Annotated in this window: 28 protein-coding genes; 14 read left to right on the forward strand and 14 right to left on the reverse strand. The window is 38.3% G+C overall.

Going from position 1 to position 17,804, the window contains the following annotated elements; all coding sequences use genetic code 11:
* Positions 1-310: 310 nt before the first annotated feature.
* The 3 genes from JQC92_RS08780 to acpS all read left to right on the forward strand — a co-directional run bounded on the left by JQC92_RS08780 (position 311) and on the right by acpS (position 1,950).
* On the forward strand, positions 311-601 hold the full coding sequence (locus tag JQC92_RS08780) for a hypothetical protein (RefSeq protein ID WP_204999298.1): 291 nt from the start codon (positions 311-313) through the stop codon (positions 599-601).
* A gap of 234 nt (positions 602-835) precedes the next feature.
* Positions 836-1,573: a pyridoxine 5'-phosphate synthase gene (gene pdxJ / locus JQC92_RS08785; RefSeq protein WP_204999335.1), complete on the forward strand. Its 738-nt coding sequence runs from the start codon at positions 836-838 to the stop codon at positions 1,571-1,573.
* Positions 1,573-1,950 (forward strand): holo-ACP synthase, encoded by a 378-nt coding sequence (gene acpS / locus JQC92_RS08790; protein WP_204999299.1) that lies wholly within the window; start codon positions 1,573-1,575, stop codon positions 1,948-1,950. The genes pdxJ and acpS overlap by 1 nt, the downstream gene beginning before the upstream one ends.
* A gap of 115 nt (positions 1,951-2,065) precedes the next feature.
* Here acpS and JQC92_RS08795 read toward each other — a convergent pair whose 3' ends face one another.
* Together JQC92_RS08795 and JQC92_RS08800 are read right to left on the reverse strand one after the other, a co-directional pair.
* The gene (locus tag JQC92_RS08795) at positions 2,066-2,608 is read right to left on the reverse strand and encodes a hypothetical protein (RefSeq protein WP_204999300.1); all 543 of its coding nucleotides are present in this window, start codon (positions 2,606-2,608) and stop codon (positions 2,066-2,068) included.
* A 64-nt stretch (positions 2,609-2,672) separates the two neighbouring features.
* Entirely contained in the window at positions 2,673-2,843 is a 171-nt protein-coding gene (locus tag JQC92_RS08800) for a hypothetical protein (protein ID WP_204999301.1), read from the reverse strand.
* Between the two features lie 151 nt (positions 2,844-2,994).
* On the opposite strand from JQC92_RS08800, the gene JQC92_RS08805 reads away from it, so the two are divergent.
* Positions 2,995-3,243, forward strand: a complete 249-nt coding sequence (locus tag JQC92_RS08805; RefSeq protein WP_204999302.1) for a hypothetical protein — start codon at positions 2,995-2,997, stop codon at positions 3,241-3,243.
* A 68-nt stretch (positions 3,244-3,311) separates the two neighbouring features.
* On the opposite strand, the gene JQC92_RS08810 is transcribed toward JQC92_RS08805, so the two are convergent.
* The 8 genes from JQC92_RS08810 to JQC92_RS08845 form a co-directional block, all read right to left on the reverse strand.
* Entirely contained in the window at positions 3,312-3,701 is a 390-nt protein-coding gene (locus JQC92_RS08810; RefSeq protein ID WP_204999303.1) for a hypothetical protein, read from the reverse strand.
* Between the two features lie 70 nt (positions 3,702-3,771).
* The gene (locus JQC92_RS08815; RefSeq protein ID WP_204999304.1) at positions 3,772-3,966 is read right to left on the reverse strand and encodes a helix-turn-helix transcriptional regulator; all 195 of its coding nucleotides are present in this window, start codon (positions 3,964-3,966) and stop codon (positions 3,772-3,774) included.
* Positions 3,963-4,388, reverse strand: coding sequence for a hypothetical protein (locus tag JQC92_RS08820; RefSeq protein ID WP_204999305.1), 426 nt, complete (start codon positions 4,386-4,388; stop codon positions 3,963-3,965). Before JQC92_RS08820 ends, JQC92_RS08815 begins: the two co-directional genes overlap by 4 nt.
* 147 nt (positions 4,389-4,535) lie before the next feature.
* Positions 4,536-4,730 (reverse strand): SRPBCC family protein, encoded by a 195-nt coding sequence (locus JQC92_RS08825; protein WP_204999306.1) that lies wholly within the window; start codon positions 4,728-4,730, stop codon positions 4,536-4,538.
* 428 nt (positions 4,731-5,158) lie between these two features.
* Positions 5,159-5,362, reverse strand: a complete 204-nt coding sequence (locus tag JQC92_RS08830) for a hypothetical protein (protein ID WP_204999307.1) — start codon at positions 5,360-5,362, stop codon at positions 5,159-5,161.
* Positions 5,355-5,579: a cysteine-rich CWC family protein gene (locus tag JQC92_RS23165; RefSeq protein WP_204999308.1), complete on the reverse strand. Its 225-nt coding sequence runs from the start codon at positions 5,577-5,579 to the stop codon at positions 5,355-5,357. The genes JQC92_RS08830 and JQC92_RS23165 overlap by 8 nt, the downstream gene beginning before the upstream one ends.
* Positions 5,579-6,178: a thiol peroxidase gene (tpx, locus tag JQC92_RS08840; RefSeq protein WP_204999309.1), complete on the reverse strand. Its 600-nt coding sequence runs from the start codon at positions 6,176-6,178 to the stop codon at positions 5,579-5,581. The genes JQC92_RS23165 and tpx overlap by 1 nt, the downstream gene beginning before the upstream one ends.
* A 163-nt stretch (positions 6,179-6,341) precedes the next feature.
* Positions 6,342-6,905, reverse strand: a complete 564-nt coding sequence (locus JQC92_RS08845; RefSeq protein ID WP_204999310.1) for a DUF4136 domain-containing protein — start codon at positions 6,903-6,905, stop codon at positions 6,342-6,344.
* Between the two features lie 155 nt (positions 6,906-7,060).
* Here JQC92_RS08845 and JQC92_RS08850 point away from each other — a divergent pair, with 155 nt between their 5' ends.
* The 4 genes from JQC92_RS08850 to ruvX all read left to right on the forward strand — a co-directional run bounded on the left by JQC92_RS08850 (position 7,061) and on the right by ruvX (position 8,888).
* On the forward strand, positions 7,061-7,375 hold the full coding sequence (locus JQC92_RS08850) for a hypothetical protein (protein ID WP_204999311.1): 315 nt from the start codon (positions 7,061-7,063) through the stop codon (positions 7,373-7,375).
* A 98-nt stretch (positions 7,376-7,473) separates the two neighbouring features.
* The gene (yciH, locus tag JQC92_RS08855) at positions 7,474-7,803 is read left to right on the forward strand and encodes a stress response translation initiation inhibitor YciH (protein ID WP_204999312.1); all 330 of its coding nucleotides are present in this window, start codon (positions 7,474-7,476) and stop codon (positions 7,801-7,803) included.
* A gap of 22 nt (positions 7,804-7,825) precedes the next feature.
* Complete coding sequence (locus JQC92_RS08860; RefSeq protein WP_129948111.1) at positions 7,826-8,389, forward strand: YqgE/AlgH family protein; 564 nt, start codon at positions 7,826-7,828, stop codon at positions 8,387-8,389.
* A 76-nt stretch (positions 8,390-8,465) separates the two neighbouring features.
* Positions 8,466-8,888 (forward strand): Holliday junction resolvase RuvX, encoded by a 423-nt coding sequence (gene ruvX, locus JQC92_RS08865; RefSeq protein WP_239480483.1) that lies wholly within the window; start codon positions 8,466-8,468, stop codon positions 8,886-8,888.
* Here ruvX and JQC92_RS08870 read toward each other — a convergent pair.
* From JQC92_RS08870 to JQC92_RS08885, 4 genes are all read right to left on the reverse strand, one after another.
* The gene (locus JQC92_RS08870; protein WP_204999313.1) at positions 8,879-9,649 is read right to left on the reverse strand and encodes a hypothetical protein; all 771 of its coding nucleotides are present in this window, start codon (positions 9,647-9,649) and stop codon (positions 8,879-8,881) included. The two genes, ruvX and JQC92_RS08870, sit on opposite strands and share 10 nt — an antisense overlap.
* Before the next feature lie 149 nt (positions 9,650-9,798).
* On the reverse strand, positions 9,799-10,809 hold the full coding sequence (hemH, locus tag JQC92_RS08875; protein ID WP_204999314.1) for a ferrochelatase: 1,011 nt from the start codon (positions 10,807-10,809) through the stop codon (positions 9,799-9,801).
* A 158-nt stretch (positions 10,810-10,967) separates the two neighbouring features.
* Positions 10,968-12,086, reverse strand: coding sequence for a PilT/PilU family type 4a pilus ATPase (locus JQC92_RS08880; RefSeq protein ID WP_204999315.1), 1,119 nt, complete (start codon positions 12,084-12,086; stop codon positions 10,968-10,970).
* A 9-nt stretch (positions 12,087-12,095) separates the two neighbouring features.
* Positions 12,096-13,136 carry a type IV pilus twitching motility protein PilT gene (locus tag JQC92_RS08885; protein WP_204999316.1) on the reverse strand — a complete coding sequence of 347 codons (1,041 nt, stop codon included), beginning with the start codon at positions 13,134-13,136 and terminating at the stop codon, positions 12,096-12,098.
* A 31-nt stretch (positions 13,137-13,167) separates the two neighbouring features.
* Here JQC92_RS08885 and JQC92_RS08890 point away from each other — a divergent pair, with 31 nt between their 5' ends.
* From JQC92_RS08890 to hemW, 6 genes are all read left to right on the forward strand, one after another.
* A complete protein-coding gene (locus JQC92_RS08890) occupies positions 13,168-13,857 on the forward strand; it encodes a YggS family pyridoxal phosphate-dependent enzyme (RefSeq protein ID WP_204999317.1) in 690 nt (229 codons plus the stop codon).
* A 61-nt stretch (positions 13,858-13,918) separates the two neighbouring features.
* Entirely contained in the window at positions 13,919-14,737 is an 819-nt protein-coding gene (proC, locus tag JQC92_RS08895) for a pyrroline-5-carboxylate reductase (protein ID WP_204999318.1), read from the forward strand.
* A 50-nt stretch (positions 14,738-14,787) separates the two neighbouring features.
* Entirely contained in the window at positions 14,788-15,336 is a 549-nt protein-coding gene (locus JQC92_RS08900; RefSeq protein WP_204999319.1) for a YggT family protein, read from the forward strand.
* A gap of 121 nt (positions 15,337-15,457) precedes the next feature.
* The gene (locus tag JQC92_RS08905; RefSeq protein WP_204999320.1) at positions 15,458-15,892 is read left to right on the forward strand and encodes a DUF4426 domain-containing protein; all 435 of its coding nucleotides are present in this window, start codon (positions 15,458-15,460) and stop codon (positions 15,890-15,892) included.
* 105 nt (positions 15,893-15,997) lie between these two features.
* A complete protein-coding gene (gene rdgB / locus JQC92_RS08910; protein ID WP_204999321.1) occupies positions 15,998-16,597 on the forward strand; it encodes an RdgB/HAM1 family non-canonical purine NTP pyrophosphatase in 600 nt (199 codons plus the stop codon).
* A gap of 3 nt (positions 16,598-16,600) precedes the next feature.
* Entirely contained in the window at positions 16,601-17,740 is a 1,140-nt protein-coding gene (hemW, locus tag JQC92_RS08915; protein WP_204999322.1) for a radical SAM family heme chaperone HemW, read from the forward strand.
* The last annotated feature ends 64 nt before the right edge of the window (positions 17,741-17,804 follow it).

Genomic DNA, 17,804 nt, shown 5'->3' on the forward strand with positions numbered 1-17,804 from the left:
TTGGTTAACTAACTTCCAAGGCGCTTCTATACCAAGGCCAAGCATTAGAACTTGATTACCATCCATGTATTTACTTCTTAAATTATTGACTACAAAAACTAGATTTATTATCTCAAAAACAAAACCATTAAATCCACACTAAACGACGAAGAGCCAATATAATTATCACTCATCTGCACACTCTTCCGTAAATCTTGAAGTATCTGACTCATTCTTCGATGTACTGAGAAATCACTCTGAAAAAATACAATGGTTTCAATTGAGTAATGGATTGGAAATAAAACTAAAAGATCCAAGTTTAGAGAAATGCGTGAGAAATCATTTTGATCCTTGCACTATTGATGAATGGATACAAAAATCGAACGCTAAAGTCGACGACACAAATCCTCCAGTGACATTACTTCTTGATTTAGATGAAACGATTATTTCGCAAGACAACCCACTAAGTCTGCACTCTCTGCAAGTGTTCGTTAACGATCTAGCTTTTTATGTTGATCTTGATGCGATTGAAGCTATAAAACGCATTGTAAACAACGGCCATAATTTAAAAATAATTACAGATGCAGGCTACAGTTACGATGATGTTAATCAAGTGTTATAACAGTGTGAAATTCGCTTACTCGAATCAGGGTATGTTAATATCTATGACAAACAACGAAGTCTCTATAAATCAAAGGCCGACTTCATTAATTCATTAGATTTTAGAAAAGATGCGCTGTTGATTGATGATCAGCGACGTAATTCTCCTGTGAATGTCCTCTTTATGCACAGAGGTCAAGGAGAGAAATTCCCTCTATGTAATTTATAAGGGACAACAAATATGGAGAATAATAAATTGAGCGGTATTTTATTAGGCGTTAACATCGATCATATTGCAACATTACGTCAGGCTCGAGGAACTGATTATCCAGATCCTGTTCATGCTGCGGCTGTAGCTGAGCATGCCGGTGCACAAGGGATCACCATTCATTTGCGTGAAGATCGTCGCCACATTATCGACCGTGATGTTTATTTGCTGGCGAAGACACTAAAAACAAGAATGAATCTAGAGATCGCCGTAACAGATGAAATGTTGGATATTGCCTGTAAAGTTAAACCTACTTATGTGTGTTTAGTGCCTGAAAAGCGTGAAGAGTTGACCACTGAAGGCGGTTTAGATGTTGCTGGGCAGTTAGATAAAATCACTCAAGCCAACACCAAGTTAGCAAAAGAAGGTATTAAAGTTTCACTTTTTATTGATGCAGATAAAGCTCAAATCGATGCTGCTGTAGCATCTGGTGCACCTTATATTGAAATTCATACTGGTTGTTATGCGGATGCAAAAACCGAAGCTGAACAACAAGTTGAGTTGATTCGTATTACTGAAATGGCAAAATATGCACATTCAAAAGGCTTAGTGGTTAATGCTGGCCATGGTTTGCATTATCATAACGTAAAACCAATCGCTGCGATTCCTGAATTATACGAACTTAATATCGGTCATTCGATTGTTGCTAGAGCAGCGATTGACGGGTTAGAAACTGCGGTTCGTGATATGAAGCAATTAATGATTGAAGGACGCAGAGGCGAGTAATGGCGATTAAAGGCTTAGGTACTGACATCGTCGAAATTGAACGCATCAAAAAGCACATTGCCCGTGTGGGCGATCGTTTAGCAAAGCGTGTGCTGACTGAAAACGAATTGAAAATATACTTTAGTCACTCTCACCCCGAACGTTTCCTTGCAAAACGTTTTGCAGCAAAAGAAGCCGCAGCCAAAGCGTTAGGTACAGGAATTGGGAGAGGTGTATCTTTTCAGCACATTCATATCAGTAACAATGAGAATGGGGCTCCACTTATTTGCTTTACTGATGGAGCATTAGAACGTTCGCATAGCTTAGGTGCAGCTTCGGCTCACATTACGATTGCTGACGAAAAGCATTACGCCACGGCCACCGTTTTGATTGAATAAAAGTTTGTTTCAATGACAGTCGTTGAGGCAACGCTCAACAACTGTCATTGTGTGTTTTAGGCAAACTTTTGTTGTAATTTAGGGATGCTCATTAAACCAAATACTACAAGACCACTTACAATTCCAAAGTAATTAATTTCACTTCAGTATCAACTAACAAGCTCGCAAAAAATCCTGAAAAGTACGAAGCAATGAGAAAAACTGCAAAACTTGTGCTGAGTACTCGTTTGTCGGATTTCGTTGCGATTATAGACAAGAATACAGCTGAGCAGATCACCTCTGCAATGGAGTGAAGTGTCATCATTACAATGATGGCCTTTGATACTTGCCAGTGGTTGTTAATACTGTAATCAATCAAAAACCAGCCAAGAGAAAACATCAGCAAACCCATTGATAAAATCGTCATAGACTTTATTTTATAACACCAAAAAACGATGAGTAATATTATTGAAGAAGCTAATACTGTTAATGAATTAACAATACCATATAGCATCATATCGATATTATCCTTTTCAGAAATAATGACATCGGCCGCCTCCCATAAGCTCCAAAACAATAGAGAAAGTGCAGCAACACCAAATGTAAGTAGAACTCCCTTATAAATTCCCTGTTCACTGGAATTTGTTTTTCGATTAGCGATGAATGCTTCATCACTCATTTTTTTGCGAAGTAAGGTGATGATCAAACAACACAATGCTGAACAACAGGCCGCCAAAATGAAGCTATGGGTATAAAGCGAAGGTTTTTTGTTGCTCCCAAACTTCACCATTTGTACCTTGATAAACAAGAAATAAAACAAACATAGATCGGAATGCATAATAGGCGATTCTTTCCAGTCCATTGGCGATCAATAAACCCAAAATAGAAGATTTAGGGAAACTCCCAGAATTCATAAAAACGGTTCCTTGTAATATTTTTTCTTTTCAGCACGATGTTAACATAAAAGTTACAAGTGCCTTTTATTGTTATAGATTAACGGTTATCGCTTTTATTTTTTTTGATTGGGAGATAAAGTACGCTCAAATTTCTTCGCAAACGATAAATATGAATTTTAGTGATGAAGTCATCAGTAATTTAGATGATTTAAAGAACTTTCTTTTTCTGATTGAAAAAGGCGCATTGGGTTTAAATGGCGTTGAAGGTGTTGGGATGGCTACAAGTAATGCAGATGGTCGTCGTTTTATCGCAGTATTTGGTGCACAGCACCAGTTATTGTATGGCCGTTGGGTGTCGGAAGAAGTTTTCCAAAACGGTCAAGATATGGTTCGAAACGGGATTAGTAAAGATAGTTAATATCTTTTTGGCTCTTCGTCGTTTAGTGTGGATTTAATGGGTTTGTTGTTGGCCTTAGAAATAGGTCACTAATCAACGTTTTGAAATGTACTGTTTAAAAACTTTAGTACTGCATCCGAAGTATTTACAATTGCTACTGATGATTTGTTAGTTTTACGTGCATATTGTGCAGATATTTTACAACATAGATACATTCCTTGAACGTCAAGATAAGTTGCTTTTTTTTCATTATATTTAGTTACCATTTCTAGTAAACTCTCTTTAAAACCGCTAATGAAGTCAACCAAAGCTTGTTCTTCTTGAGTTTGGCAAAGATTATACTGCTGAGTATTCCCATGAGCAGTTTTTTCTATCGAATTGTGCTGCTCAGGTGGTTGGTCATACCCTGAAAGTGAGCTCGCATTAATTTGTTGTAGAGATGCCATGGTTCTAAATGACTCTAAATTAGTTTCTTTCATTTTTTATCAGTTGATTTGAATTTTCAAATTAAATAAATTTAAGGAGCTTATTACAGCTCCTGATTTAGGATTATGATTCATCCTGAAAAATTTCTTCGATTGTCATTTTGAATAGGCCTGCAATTTTAAATGCTAGAGGCAGACTGGGATCATACTTTCCCTTTTCAATAGCATTTACTGTTTGCCGGGACACATCGAGTTGTTGTGCTAAGTCAGCCTGTGTCCAATCTCGTTCTGCACGTAACACTTTCAAGCGATTCTTCATAAGTAACGAACTCTCCCACTAATCAGGCCTACAACATAGCTGAGCGAAATAGAGGCAATTAGAGCTGCAGGTGAAAGATAGGAAATGATATTGGCTTTTTCTAAAATTGAGCCGCCAGCATAGACAATAATTGTGATTCCGACTGATAATGCTAAGGCGTCTAATTGAATTTTTTTCTCCATTTCATCCAGATTAGCCAATAATCTTTTATAGGCTAGGACCATAGCAACACCAGCTCCAGCATTAATGACTAAAGCAATAATTACATATGCCATATGATCAAACCAGTCAGACTCAATCATAAAAATGGTGGCGCACAATGTGGCTGCCCAAGCTAAGCCCCATAAATTCACTTTATTGGCGTTTTGTATATCTTTTTTTGGTAAACCTGCACAAAAGATGGCATTCAATACTTTTTTCATAACTGGCTTCCTTGTCATTAAGTTAAGCGTGCTTTACATTGGTTAATGTAGATAGTCATTTACTTATTGTCAAGTTTACTTGTCTTTTGTGGGTGATGAACTAGCAAAGGCCGAACATGGCCTTGCAATTTATAAAGGATTTTGGGGTTAATCGATGTATTTAGTCGTGTTGTCTTTCTTCTCTAGTATAACTTTTAAGTTATTCAGCCCTTGCTGTAATTCATTACCAATTTGATGTTCGAAGTCGATAGCTAAAAACATCAAATTCATAGGGCAGTTGAGGTGACCTTTAAAGCCCCAAGTAACTTTTGTTTGGTTGGTACCCATGGCTTGCGTTGTCATATAAGCGGGTTCAGTCGCTTTAAAAGGTTTTAAGAATCTGAGTTGTAAGTCGATTCTTTTATTGGGTGAAATGGCTACGATTTCTTGCTCTCCAGTTCCAACTTCAGGATTTTGGCTATTCCATTATTGAAATAAATCCCACCATACCATCCGTTCCTTTATAGGAACGTTGGGTATTTAGATCTAACTTTGCCCAAGTACTGTAATTGTCTTGGTTTTTATACCCATGATACCTGAAGATGCTCGATTTCAGCGAGAATACACAGCTTGTTAATCAAGGCGACAGTGTGCGGCAATAGTGAGCTATTGTTAGCACTGGCAACACAGAGTAACACGCTGTGCAACTCGCACTTCGTGGACTTCTCAGCGCCAATTCTTCTTTGTTACATTAGCTCGAAAGAATCCCGATATTCCTTCGCTAATGCGCCTCAAAGAATTGGCGCTGAGAAAGTCCTGAAACATGCATCTTCAGGTATCATGGGTATAAGTAATTTAATGTATGAAAAAACCTGTGTAATAGGCTGATCAATAATGATGTTTTTCTCAACTTCATATTCGTTATCCAACATTAAAGCAATGAATAAAGGAATGATGATAATGATGCCGATTCCAATGAGTAGTTTCTTAAGCATGATAAAAAAGTCCCTTTTTATTTGTTGAGGCCTCAGTGGCCGTTAAACAAGTACGGCATAAACATTGATGAACATTTTTAACTGATGCTAGTTTTGCTTTTATCTCTTCTCTTGGCACTTCGACATTCATACACCAGCATTCAGAAGGGGTTGAATTATTTGCGACTGCACAGTGGTTTTCTTTATTACAGGTTGGGCAGTATTTCTCGGAAGACATTAAAAGTCTTCCGAACTAATTTTAGTTAATGCCGCTAATGCAGCTTTATAATCTGGTTCTTTACTGGTATCAGAAACAAGTTGTCGGTATTGGATATCACCCTGCTTATTGATGATTAAAATGGCTCTTGCTAATAGACCTTTATCTTTCATTAATAAGCCATATTTTGTTCCAAATTCACGCCATACAGCATCTGATAGAACCATTATTTTATCCACATTTTGCTGCTGGCAAAAACGCTTCTGAGCAAACGGTAGATCAGTACTGATGGATAACATGATGACGTTATCTGAGAAATTCGCAACTTGATCATTAAATTTTTTGGTCTGGATTGCACACACGCCTGTATCTAAACTTGGTACTGAGCTGATAAGAATGGTTTGCCCTTTAAAGTCTGAAAGATCAATTGGATTGAATTTACCATCGATGACTCGAAACAAAGGTGCAGGCTGGTTCAAAGCTGGATATGTGCCTAATAAACTCACTTTGCTTGTGCCAAAGCTCACTTGGTGATGATTTTCAGGGCCAGATGCTGCTGAGCTTGCACCGCAAAAAAACAAGCTCAATAATAATAGTAACCGTGTGTTAATAACTGCCATTTGCTATCTCATTAAAGTTTATAATTACTTAATTTTTAAAGTCGGGACTTCGTTGAAGTTATATATTGGCTCAATATACTCTTATCAAATGAAGATGCAATTTGTGGAATAGAGAGGGCTGTAAAATAAAAAGCGGCCTAGACCGCTTCAAAATAAGAATGGGTTATTTACTTGCTTCTGGTTTTGGTGGGAAGTTAGCCAGTAATTTGCTGATCTTTTGGTTGATGATCTCGGTTTTTTGCTGTGGAGTTTTATTTTTCTTTACCGTATCTTTTATTGCACCTCTCCAAATCAGTTTTTTGGTTTTGGCGTCAACAAAATCAACCAGTAAGGTGCTTACTTCATATTCACGAACACTAGTTTGAGTTTGTGTACTGCCACCCCACCACCAATTAGGGTATGAATTTGGGTAGTAACCATAATTCGTATGGAAAGTATCAACATCAATTTTTTTATCTGTTTTAGTGATGTAGTTAACGAGTAATTCAGCAGATGTATTAGCGACTTTTTTGATGCCTTTTGTCATCATTTGGTTTTCAACAGCATTATGGATTCTTTTTTCCATTAAACCATCAAGTTGATAACCTTCGTCACCAGTTTTTTTATGTACCCACGCATAAGTCTTGTATTGATTAAAGTTCACCTGAGGATCGTAATCCCAGTTCCCTTTAGTTGAGCTACACGCATTTAAAAATAATACCGCAGCGATAACCAATAGCTTTTTCATAACCTTACTCCGCAATTCGTCCATTTCTACTCAGGATACAACCCAGAGATCAATTGAACAAATTGATTTGCAAAAAATTACTTAAAAGTTTGACAAAATAACAAATCTAATTGATAATCATTATCAATTAGATTTGTTATTTGTGGATTAAAAACATGTTTTGGTTAATCGTAGCTCTAGTGGTAGGCAGTATGACAGTAATTTGGATGCCGCAACCTAGTGCTGTAACTAAAAACATTCATCCTTTCTTAAAACTAGATGCAAAAGTCATTAAAAGCTTAGTGACACTTTCAGTAGCGGGTATAATTCTTTGTGCTGTATTCACCATTAATCAGCCATCAATAAAGAGTTTTACTGCGATATTTTTCATGGTTACAGCGAGTTTTGTAGCCGTTCCGCGTTTACATCGATTTATTCTTCCATGTGCTTTAACAACGGCAGTATTGGTTATTGCTATGGTTGCTCAATAAAGCATCAACAATAAACTCATTTTAATTTGTAATAGGTTTTCCCATTAATATTGGTTTTGTTAGACTAAAACAAAATAACAATTCAATACAGATTAAAAATGAATTCAGATAGCAATGTTTCTTTAGTTTATAGCACTGATACTGGCCGCATAAAATCGGACCCTGTAAAAGCCTCTGCGCCTTCATCTGACGGGATAGTCAGAATTCATAAAGAAAGCAAAGGCAGAAAAGGTAAAGGTGTGTCTATAATTAAAGGACTTGGCCTCGAAGAGAAAGAGTTAAAGACTCTCGCTCAAAAGCTAAAGAAGCAGTGTGGGTGTGGTGGCACTGTTAAAGATTTTAATATCGAAATGCAAACAGATAACCGTGAAACATTAAAAGGGCTTTTAGAGAAGCAAGGTTTCATCGTTAAGTTAGCAGGCGGTTAAGCAGTTATTAATCGGAGTTCCTATGGACAGTTTGCAGAATTATTTTCTGGTTGCGATGCCAGAACTGGACGGCACTTTCTTTGAAAGAAGTGTCATTTTCATCTGTGAGCACGATGAAAAAGGTGCAATGGGGATTATTATTAATCGTCCCATTGGTATTGAAGTGAGTGATCTATTAGAGCAAATGGATCTTTCAGCACAAACATTACTTCACTCTGCAGTTAAAGACTCTCCTGTACTTGTTGGAGGCCCAGTCAGTCCTGACCGTGGTTTTGTTTTGCATTCCAATCAAAATGGTTGGACGAACAGCTTATCAGTTTCAGATGACCTTATGATCACGACCTCTCGTGATGTGTTAAGCGCAATGGGGAAACAAAAGGGACCAGATAACTTTATTGTGGCTCTTGGTTATGCTGGCTGGAGTAAAGATCAGCTTGAAGAGGAAATTTCGAGTAACTCTTGGCTTACGATCCCAGCGACCTCAGAAATTATGTTTGATATTGAACCAGAAAAGCGTTGGCAAATGGCGACAACGTCACTTGGGTTTGAATCTTGGCAAGTTTCTTCTCAAGTAGGACATTCTTAAACGAATTATTTCCTACGCAACAAAACCAACATATAATACTGCTCTAATTTTGCAGTATTTTTTTATAGGTTAAATAATGTCAATAACAGTGTTGGGTTTTGATTTTGGTACAAAAAGCATTGGTATTGCAGTTGGGCAAAGTATTACTTACCAAGCCTCACCCGAAACAGCTGTAAAAGCCAATGATGGGATTCCAAATTGGGATGTTATTGAAACGATCATAAAAAAATGGCAACCGGATTTATTTGTTGTGGGACTGCCATTAAATATGGATGGAACTGAGCAGCCATTAACTCAAAGAGCCAAAAAATTTGCCAATCGATTACATGGTCGTTTTGGCATTAAAGTCGAGTTGCAAGACGAGCGATTAACGACCACGGATGCAAAAGCTCGATTGTTTGAACTCGGTGGATACAAAAAGCTCGCTAAAGATCAAATTGACTCAGTTTCAGCTGTTCTTATTGTAGAAAGCTATTTTGAAAATCAGTATCAAACATAATTTAACTTATTAGGATCATCATAAACTGCTTCTACTGTTACTGGGCAATCACCACAATCCAATCCTTGATTAAATAGTTGCGAAAATCGTGCTTTTGATTGAGGGTTGGTGCTATATTGACGAACAATCAGTTTTATATGCGCATTGTTTTCAGGTACTCTAAATTGCATATCGTGCCCCTTATTTTCTAATAAAACTTGTTTTCCGAACTCTAGCTCTACATCTCTCTCTGTTGCTCCTAAATCAAATTGATCCCAAGAAATACCTCCGAATTTAAATTTACGAACATCATTAGGCTCGTTACTTAAATGACTTACTGATGCAACGTAAACTCCTCGATCATTTTGTACTAAGCGAAAACTTGGTTTAATTGTTTCTAAGTCACCCCAATATTCACCGCGCATAAAGACATGAGAATGTTCGAGAGGTTTAAAAAAATTCGTTGTGACGGGGTTATTGGTTTTTAAAATTGATGTTAGATGCTCGGTGTTATTGTCAGTACTAGAGCCTACAAAATCATTTTTTCTTAATCGTCCTGAGTTACCAAAAAAATTAACAACATCGGAGCTACTAAAAAGTGGGCTAGCGTCAAAGAAATAATCCTGAGGAGAGCTTGGTGTGGGACCTTGATAAGTAAAATGAAATTTTCCAGAACTAGTTGATTCAATTCCACTTTTCAATGCTTCAAGCTCTTCGGCTTTCACCCCAAAATAGCGGGAATCATGACTCTCACCAGTTAGATGGACATTACTGTAAGACATAACATAAACCTAATAATATAAAGCTATTTGATTTATGCTACGCCTGCAATTCAGTGTGTATAGTGAAAGAGTGTTAATGAATATTAATAATAGAGAAACGTTTAACTTAAGCCATTGATTGAAAATTCTATCTTAAAAGATTAATTATTTTAATTTTGCTTTACGAGGTTCGCCATCATTTCGATATGCAGCGGATCATCGTTTAAAGCATCAATATAGCGATAGTGTTTTCCGCCTGCTTCTTCGTATATTTCACGGTTTTCTTGCTTAATTTCTTCAAGCGTCTCTAGGCAATCTGCGCTGAAAGCAGGGCAAATAATTGCTATATCATCAACACCGTCTTTAGCCAGTTGTTCTAGGGTTTCATCTGTATAAGGTGTTAGCCACTTCGCTTTACCAAAACGAGATTGGAAAGTGGTAATGTAGTCAGACTCTTCTAACCCTAATGATTCAACCACTAAGCGAGTCGTTTTTTTACAGAAGCAATAATACGGGTCACCAAGCTTTAAATTACGCTCAGGCATTCCATGATAGGACAATACTAGCTTCTTCGGTTTTCCATTTTTTTCAAAATCTTGATTAATCGAGTGTACCAAGGCTTTGATGTAATCTGGATGATCATGATAAGTGTTAATGAATCTTAAAGCTGGTAAATAGCGCCAAGTCATCAGCTCTTTTGCAATAGCATCAAAGCTAGAAGCTGTTGTCGGTGCAGCATACTGAGGATACAAAGGTAAAACGGTTATATCATCAACGCCTGAGTCGTGCATTTGTTTTAATGTGCTAGCAATGGATGGGTTGCCATAGCGCATAGCGTAATGCACTTGAATATTTAGGTTCTGATCATCTAACTCTTTTTGGAGTGCTTCAGCTTGTCTTCGAGTGATATCGAACAAAGGTGAACCAGCTTCAGTCCATATTTGTTTGTAGAGTGCAGCTGATTTGGCTGGACGAGTTCGAAGAATAATGCCGTGAAGAATAATGCTCCAAACGATTTTCGGTATTTCAACGACTCTCGGGTCTGCTAAAAATTCAGCCAAATAACGTCTGACGTCTTTTTTTGTTGGCGCATCCGGCGTGCCTAAGTTAATAAGCAAAACGGCCTTTGTGGCTCTTTTAGCATGACCTTGGTTTTTAGATAATCCTGCGAACTTTGACACACAACACCTTTAATATTGAGATTTTATTTTTTATCACTCGGATCTTACCGCAGTTATTACGGTAAGAACCAGAGTTGAGATCAATGAGTTTTGATTTATTCAGTTTAGAAACTGCCTTGTACTCACTTACCCAGTTCTTGCTAAGACGAGTTAATGTCTTAACCTAAGTCTAGTGTAACGCCATCCATAAAACCTTCGTTTTGATTTTTTGAATCTGAACTATCCAACTTTATCATAAGTCTGAGATCATTGGCTGAGTCTGCATGATGGAGCGCATCTGCATAGCTGATTTCATCGCTTTGATAGAGTTTAAACAAAGCTTGGTCAAACGTTTGCATGCCTTGTTCTGTTGATTTAGCCATGGTTTCTTTAAGCAAGTGCAATTCATTCTTTGCAATGATGCTGGAAACTCGCGGTGTATTAATCAATACTTCAATGGCAGCCCGGCGTCCCATTCCATCAGCTCTTGGTACCAACTGTTGTGCCACGACCCCTTTAAGGTTTAGTGATAAATCAAACAGTAATTGCTGATGTTTTTCTTTTGGCACTAGGTGCATGATACGGTCAAGTGCTTGGTTTGCATTATTAGCATGCAATGTCGCTAGGCATAGGTGGCCAGTTTCAGCAAACGCTAAGGCGAACTCCATGGTTTCTTGTGAACGAATTTCACCGATCATAATTACATCAGGAGCTTGTCGAAGAGAGCTTTTAAGCGCTGCATCAAATGAGTCTGTATCGATACCAACCTCACGTTGTGTCACGATACTTTTTTTATGCTCATGAACAAACTCAACGGGATCTTCAATCGTAAGAATATGGCCGCGAGCGTGTCCATTTCGATGACCAATCAGAGCGGCAAGGGTAGTCGATTTACCCGTACCTGTACCACCGACCATGATGAACAAGCCGCGTTTTGCCATAGCCAGTTCTTTTAATATTGACGGTAAACCTAGCGTGTCTGCATCAGGAATGTCCGTTTCAATACGGCGCATAACACAACCTGGTGATTCCCGCTGCCAAAATGCGCTTACACGAAACCGCCCCATTTCTTTAGCAGAAAACGCAAAGTTACATTCTTTGGTTTTATGAAACTCCTGTTTTTGAACATCCGTCATCAGGGATTCTACAAATTCTAATGATTGTTTAGTGTCATAGGGCGTTTCAGTTAATGGCCTTAATTCGCCATCAATTTTTGCACTTGGTGGAAAGCCTGCTGTTATAAACAAGTCTGAAGCCTTACGCTCCACCATAACTCTTAAAAATGGTCGAACATCCATATTCAATCCTTAGAACGTATTTGCTTGTTGATTCGGGCTTTTCGCTTTGGCTGTTTCATGGCTAATCACACCACGGTTCACCAATTGTTGTAATGCTTGTTCGAGTGTTTGCATACCGTGCGCCATACCAGTTTGTATTGCCGAGTACATCTGAGCAACTTTTGCTTCTCTAATCAGATTACGAATTGCTGGCGTGCCCAGCATAATCTCGTGGGCAGCTACACGGCCTCCACCTTCTTTTTTGAGTAGTGTTTGTGAAATAACGGCTTGCAGCGATTCAGAAAGCATGGTTCTCACCATATCTTTTTCAGACGCTGGGAATACGTCAATCACACGGTCAACAGTTTTTGCAGCAGATGTCGTATGCAAAGTACCAAAGACTAAATGGCCGGTTTCTGCAGCAGTCATTGCAAGGCGAATGGTTTCAAGATCACGCATCTCACCCACAAGAATGACATCAGGATCTTCACGCAAAGCGCTACGTAATGCATCGCTGAAACTGTGGGTATCACGATGAACTTCACGTTGGTTAATCAGGCATTGCTTGTTGTCGTGAACAAATTCTATTGGGTCTTCAATAGTGAGAATATGATCTTTTTTATTCTCATTAATGTAATCAATCATTCCTGCGAGTGTTGTACTCTTACCTGAGCCAGTAGGCCCTGTTACAAGTACTAAACCACGGGGGAAATTAGATATTTTTTTGAAAATTTCAGGAGCACCTAATTGCTCTAGAGTTAGAATTTCACTCGGAATTGTACGGAATACCGCTCCTGCCCCACGATGCTGATTGAATGCATTAACACGAAAGCGAGCCAAATTAGGAATTTCAAATGAAAAATCAATTTCAAGGTGTTCTTCATAGTCTTTACGCTGCTTATCATTCATAATGTCGTAGACAAGACGTTGTACGTCAGCGTGTTCGAGAGCAGGCAAGTTAATTTTTCTAACTTCACCGTCGACACGAATCATTGGCGATACGCCAGCTGATAAGTGTAAATCTGATGCTTTATGCTTGACGCTAAAGGCTAAAAGCTCTGTAATTTCCATAGTTTAAAATATTCCGTAGTATGATTCGCATATGATAACAGTTACTGACAATCTCGCTGAGATAAAACAGAAAATCAAAACCGCAGCAAACAAATTTTGCCGAGATCCGCAAGCGATTACGCTTTTGGCTGTCAGTAAAACAAAACCCTGTACTGATATTATAACGGCTTACCAAGCAGGGCAACGACAGTTTGGTGAGAATTACGTTAAAGAAGGCGTAACGAAAATCAATGAGTTGAAGTCTTCTTGTCCTGAAGCAATATGGCATTACATTGGACCACTGCAATCGAATAAAACGAAAGATGTAGCGGAACACTTTGATTGGATGCACACTGTAGATAGACTGAAAATTGCTAAGCGTTTGAATAAACAGCGATTGCAAGGTGCCAATCCGCTTCAAGTTTGTATTCAAGTTAATATTAGCGGTGAAAACTCAAAATCGGGTATTAATGTTGAGCAGCTCAACGAGCTTGCATTAGAAATAGACCAACTACCCAACTTAACGTTACGTGGAATAATGGCAATACCGAGTCAGCCTGGCAATAAAAAGAAACTGAAACAAGAATATATTGAGATAAAACATGTATTTGAAGCGCTACAGCAACGTCATAATGCTGTAGATACGTTATCGATTGGAATGAGTCAAGATCTTGAGTTAGCCATCGAAAGCGGTTCAACCATGGTTCGCATAGGTAGTGCGATTTTTGGTTCAAGAAATTAGCCCTTGTAAATCATAAGAACGACCAAATATTAATAACTAAGAGATACCCTTTGAGTTGAAGATGAAAAAAAGCAAAATCTGTTTTATTGGCTCTGGCAACATGACCAGAAGCATTGTAAGTGGCTTAGTGAAAAGTGGTTATCCTACCAAGCTTATTGAAACAACAAATCCAAGTGTAGAGAAACTCAATGCCATGCAGGCTGATTTTGGGGTTAACGTATCCCACGATAATGTCGCAGCTTGTTATTCAGCGAACATTATTGTGTTATCAGTAAAGCCTCAAATGATGGAAACGGTTTGTAACAAGTTAAGTCACCTAGATTTATCAGAAAAGCTTATTATCACGATTGCAGCGGGCATTCCGGCAAACCGATATCAAGATTACTTCAAGCAACCAGTTAAGGTTGTCAGAACCATGCCAAATACACCAACTCAAATAGGTATTGGTGTAACAGGCATTTTTGCTGATGAAAGTATTTCAGAATCAGAAAAGTTGGAATGTGAACAGATCATGCAGACCGGTGGCGAAGTGGTTTGGGTAAACAAAGAATCAGAATTAAACCAAGTGATAGCACTTGCAGGGAGTTCTCCTGCTTATTTCTTTATGTTTGTCGAATCTATGCTTGATGCTGCTGAGAAAATGAATGTACCAGCGGATAAAGCCAGATTAATGGTACAGCAAGCGGCCTTAGGTGCTGCTGAGATGGTTAAACAAAACCCTGATTTAACGGCAGCTCAACTCAGAGAAAACGTTACTTCAAAAGGCGGTACTACGGCCCAGGCGATCAAAACCTTTGAAGAGGGTGGTTTAAGACAATTAGTAGACTCAGCCATGCAAAATTGTGTGAAAAGAGCTGAGGAAATGGAAAAACTTTTCTAAACTCAAACATAATCTATTGTTTAGATGATTTTAAAAGGCAACCTTGCGCTATGAATGCATTTAATTTTTTAATTAACACCGTTTTCGACTTATATTTAACCGTCGTAATTTTACGAATTTGGTTACAGTGGACTCGTGCAGATTTCTATAATCCATTTTCACAATTTATTGTGAAAGCAACGCACCCGATTGTGGGGCCGTTAAGACGTGTACTTCCTTCTTTAGGTGGTTTTGATACAGCCTCCTTTGTTTTAGCTTTGTTGGTTGTCACCATAAAGATGGTTCTGCTATCTCTGATTTCAAGCAGTCCAATCGACCCATTAGCTATTTCACTCTTTTCTCTGGTATCAGTAGTAAAACATGCAGGGATGTTGTTGTTCTGGATGTTACTTTTACGTGCAATTCTGAGCTGGTTTAACCAAGGTTATAACCCATTTGTTATGATGCTTGGACAATTAACTGAACCATTACTCGCACCAATCAGAAAAATTTTACCGCCTATGGGAGGGTTAGATTTATCGGTGATGGTAGTGATCATCTTGTTGAATTTCTTGAATATCCTACTTGCTCAATACGTTCCTTTCTGGGCTATCATCTAGTGATTATATTGAAAGGTAAGCAGATGGCTTACCTTTCAAACTACGATGGCCCATCTGCATTTTGCCCCTATTGTAATTGGGTATATACTGGATTAACGACTTAAACCATAGGTATATGACAATGCTTAGAAAATTTTGTGCTTTATTAGTGTTAGCGTTTAGCCTCACCGGTATTGCTCATGCAGAGCAAAAGGTCACTGTAGGCAACTTTGATATCCATTACATCGCATTTGGCAGTACATTTATTACACCCAAAGTAGCTCAAGCGTATGGAATCACTCGAAGCAAGAACGTAGGTATCATTAATATTTCAGTGCTGGATACCAAACAAAAAGGAAGCCCTGGCGTTCCTGTGCAAATCACAGGCATGCGTAAAAATTTAATGGATTCACATGTCCCATTAAATTTTAAAGAAGTAAAAGAAGGAAAAGCGGTCTACTACATTGCACAGGTTCCATACAATGAAGATGAAACTTTTAATTTCGATATTAATATTAAGTATAAAAAAGAGCTTAATACTAAATTGAAATTCAATCATAAGTTTTACGTAGAATAAAATCTCTTCTGCAATTTTTAAGGCTCCGTATGGAGCCTTTTTCGTTTTGACTTTCGAACTCGCACCAGTATGATTGCAGCCATCAAATATTGGGAGTTGTTTTCTATGTCTAAAATTGTGCTTGCAAGTGGAAACAAAGGTAAACTGGCTGAGTTTAGTCAGCTGTTTTCAGAGTTTGGAATTGAAGTTTTACCTCAAAGTGAATTCAACGTTCCAGATGTGCCAGAGACGGGAACCACATTTGTTGAAAACGCCATCATTAAAGCAAGACATGCTGCAGAGATTACTGGACATCCAACCATTTCAGATGATTCCGGTATCGAAGTCGACTTTCTCGATGGTCAGCCTGGTATTTATTCTGCAAGGTACTCTGGAGAAGGCGCAACTGCTGAGTCAAATAATAAAAAGCTGATAGAAGCGCTTGCGAACACAGTAAATAGAACCGCTCGATTTCAGTGTGTATTGGTTTACATGCGACACGCTAAAGATCCGACTCCAATAATTGCCCAAGCTTCTTGGGAAGGGGAAATTGCGACCCAAAAGCAGGGTGAGCATGGACATGGATACGATCCGTTATTTATTCCTTTAGGGATGAATGATACAGCAGCAGAAATGACAGCTGATGAAAAGAATGCAGTTAGCCACCGCGGTAAGGCTTTAGTGAAACTTGTCAGCTCACTTAAAGAGCAAAGGATCATTAAGTAACTTATGCTAAAGCTACCACCTTTAAGTTTATATATTCACATTCCATGGTGTGTTGAAAAGTGTCCCTATTGTGATTTTAATTCTCATGGACAAAAAGGGCCCTTACCTGAAGCAGATTATGTTGAAGCGCTTTTAAAAGACTTACAACAAGATTTAAAGTACGTTCAAAACAGGAAACTCTACAGCATCTTTATTGGTGGCGGTACACCGTCGTTGTTTTCTGGTGGCGCAATAAAATCACTGCTGAATGGTGTTGAATCACTTATTCCGTTTGAATCAGACATAGAAATCACAATGGAGGCGAACCCAGGCACATTGGAGCATGATAGTTTTAAAGCATATCAACAAGCTGGGGTTAACCGTCTTTCTATTGGTATTCAAAGTTTCTCAAAGCAAAAATTAAACTTGCTTGGCCGAATCCATAATGATGATGAAGCAGAATTTGCTGCTAGAAATGCTCGTGAGGCTGATTACCACAGCTTTAACTTAGATTTGATGCACGGCTTGCCCAATCAAAGTTTTGATGAAGCGATGTTCGATATCGAGAAAGCTGCAAGCTTACGTCCTCCACATTTATCTTGGTATCAGCTCACTATCGAGCAAAATACGTTATTTCATTCGAAACCACCACAGTTACCTAATGATGACGCATTGTGGAAAATATACGAGCAAGGGCAGAAGAAGCTCGCTGAGTTAGGTTATGAGCAATATGAAATTTCAGCTTATGCGCAACCGGGTTTTCAATGTAGACATAATTTGAATTATTGGCAGTTTGGTGATTACTTAGGTATTGGCTGTGGTGCTCATGGAAAAATTACCATGACAGCTGAAAATAGATTGCTGCGCACAGTAAAAATTAAGCATCCTAAAGGTTATTTAGCGGCTGAAAACTTCACTTCAGATACCACTGAAATTGAACCTGATGAGCTCGCCGTAGAGTACTTAATGAATCGATTTAGATTAATCTCACCGATCCCTAAGATTGAATTTGAAGAGCGAACAGGGTTATCTCATACCGTCTTAGCAGAGGGGATGAAAAAAGGAATATCAAAAGCACTCATAGTTGAAGATCAAGATCATTGGACGTTAACGCCAAAGGGGCAAATGTTTGTAAATGAATTGCTTGGTCAGTTTCTAGAATAGAATTTTTATTTTAACAATCAGTTAGCTATACTAAACCCATAAAAGGATTTATGGGTGTAAGTCA

The sequence above is a fragment of the Parashewanella hymeniacidonis genome, from assembly GCF_016900895.1.
In the GTDB taxonomy this organism is placed as follows: Bacteria; Pseudomonadota; Gammaproteobacteria; order Enterobacterales; family Shewanellaceae; genus Parashewanella; species Parashewanella hymeniacidonis.

Bases quoted from the DNA above. Each gene is read 5' to 3' on its own strand.
- JQC92_RS08905 (WP_204999320.1), top strand. From the start codon at position 15,458: ATGCTTAGAAAATTTTGTGCTTTATTAGTGTTAGCGTTTAGCCTCACC.
- JQC92_RS08880 (WP_204999315.1), bottom strand. From the start codon at position 12,086: ATGGATGTTCGACCATTTTTAAGAGTTATGGTGGAGCGTAAGGCTTCA.
- JQC92_RS08885 (WP_204999316.1), bottom strand. From the start codon at position 13,136: ATGGAAATTACAGAGCTTTTAGCCTTTAGCGTCAAGCATAAAGCATCA.
- acpS (WP_204999299.1), top strand. From the start codon at position 1,573: ATGGCGATTAAAGGCTTAGGTACTGACATCGTCGAAATTGAACGCATC.
- ruvX (WP_239480483.1), top strand. From the start codon at position 8,466: ATGTCAATAACAGTGTTGGGTTTTGATTTTGGTACAAAAAGCATTGGT.
- rdgB (WP_204999321.1), top strand. From the start codon at position 15,998: ATGTCTAAAATTGTGCTTGCAAGTGGAAACAAAGGTAAACTGGCTGAG.
- JQC92_RS08830 (WP_204999307.1), bottom strand. From the start codon at position 5,362: ATGCTTAAGAAACTACTCATTGGAATCGGCATCATTATCATCATTCCT.
- JQC92_RS08850 (WP_204999311.1), top strand. From the start codon at position 7,061: ATGTTTTGGTTAATCGTAGCTCTAGTGGTAGGCAGTATGACAGTAATT.
- JQC92_RS08805 (WP_204999302.1), top strand. From the start codon at position 2,995: ATGAATTTTAGTGATGAAGTCATCAGTAATTTAGATGATTTAAAGAAC.
- JQC92_RS08860 (WP_129948111.1), top strand. From the start codon at position 7,826: ATGGACAGTTTGCAGAATTATTTTCTGGTTGCGATGCCAGAACTGGAC.
- JQC92_RS08870 (WP_204999313.1), bottom strand. From the start codon at position 9,649: ATGTCTTACAGTAATGTCCATCTAACTGGTGAGAGTCATGATTCCCGC.
- JQC92_RS08900 (WP_204999319.1), top strand. From the start codon at position 14,788: ATGAATGCATTTAATTTTTTAATTAACACCGTTTTCGACTTATATTTA.
- JQC92_RS08795 (WP_204999300.1), bottom strand. From the start codon at position 2,608: ATGAGTGATGAAGCATTCATCGCTAATCGAAAAACAAATTCCAGTGAA.
- JQC92_RS08825 (WP_204999306.1), bottom strand. From the start codon at position 4,730: ATGACAACGCAAGCCATGGGTACCAACCAAACAAAAGTTACTTGGGGC.
- yciH (WP_204999312.1), top strand. From the start codon at position 7,474: ATGAATTCAGATAGCAATGTTTCTTTAGTTTATAGCACTGATACTGGC.
- JQC92_RS23165 (WP_204999308.1), bottom strand. From the start codon at position 5,579: ATGTCTTCCGAGAAATACTGCCCAACCTGTAATAAAGAAAACCACTGT.
- JQC92_RS08800 (WP_204999301.1), bottom strand. From the start codon at position 2,843: ATGAATTCTGGGAGTTTCCCTAAATCTTCTATTTTGGGTTTATTGATC.
- JQC92_RS08820 (WP_204999305.1), bottom strand. From the start codon at position 4,388: ATGAAAAAAGTATTGAATGCCATCTTTTGTGCAGGTTTACCAAAAAAA.
- JQC92_RS08845 (WP_204999310.1), bottom strand. From the start codon at position 6,905: ATGAAAAAGCTATTGGTTATCGCTGCGGTATTATTTTTAAATGCGTGT.
- JQC92_RS08815 (WP_204999304.1), bottom strand. From the start codon at position 3,966: ATGAAGAATCGCTTGAAAGTGTTACGTGCAGAACGAGATTGGACACAG.
- JQC92_RS08810 (WP_204999303.1), bottom strand. From the start codon at position 3,701: ATGAAAGAAACTAATTTAGAGTCATTTAGAACCATGGCATCTCTACAA.
- hemW (WP_204999322.1), top strand. From the start codon at position 16,601: ATGCTAAAGCTACCACCTTTAAGTTTATATATTCACATTCCATGGTGT.
- tpx (WP_204999309.1), bottom strand. From the start codon at position 6,178: ATGGCAGTTATTAACACACGGTTACTATTATTATTGAGCTTGTTTTTT.
- proC (WP_204999318.1), top strand. From the start codon at position 13,919: ATGAAAAAAAGCAAAATCTGTTTTATTGGCTCTGGCAACATGACCAGA.
- JQC92_RS08890 (WP_204999317.1), top strand. From the start codon at position 13,168: ATGATAACAGTTACTGACAATCTCGCTGAGATAAAACAGAAAATCAAA.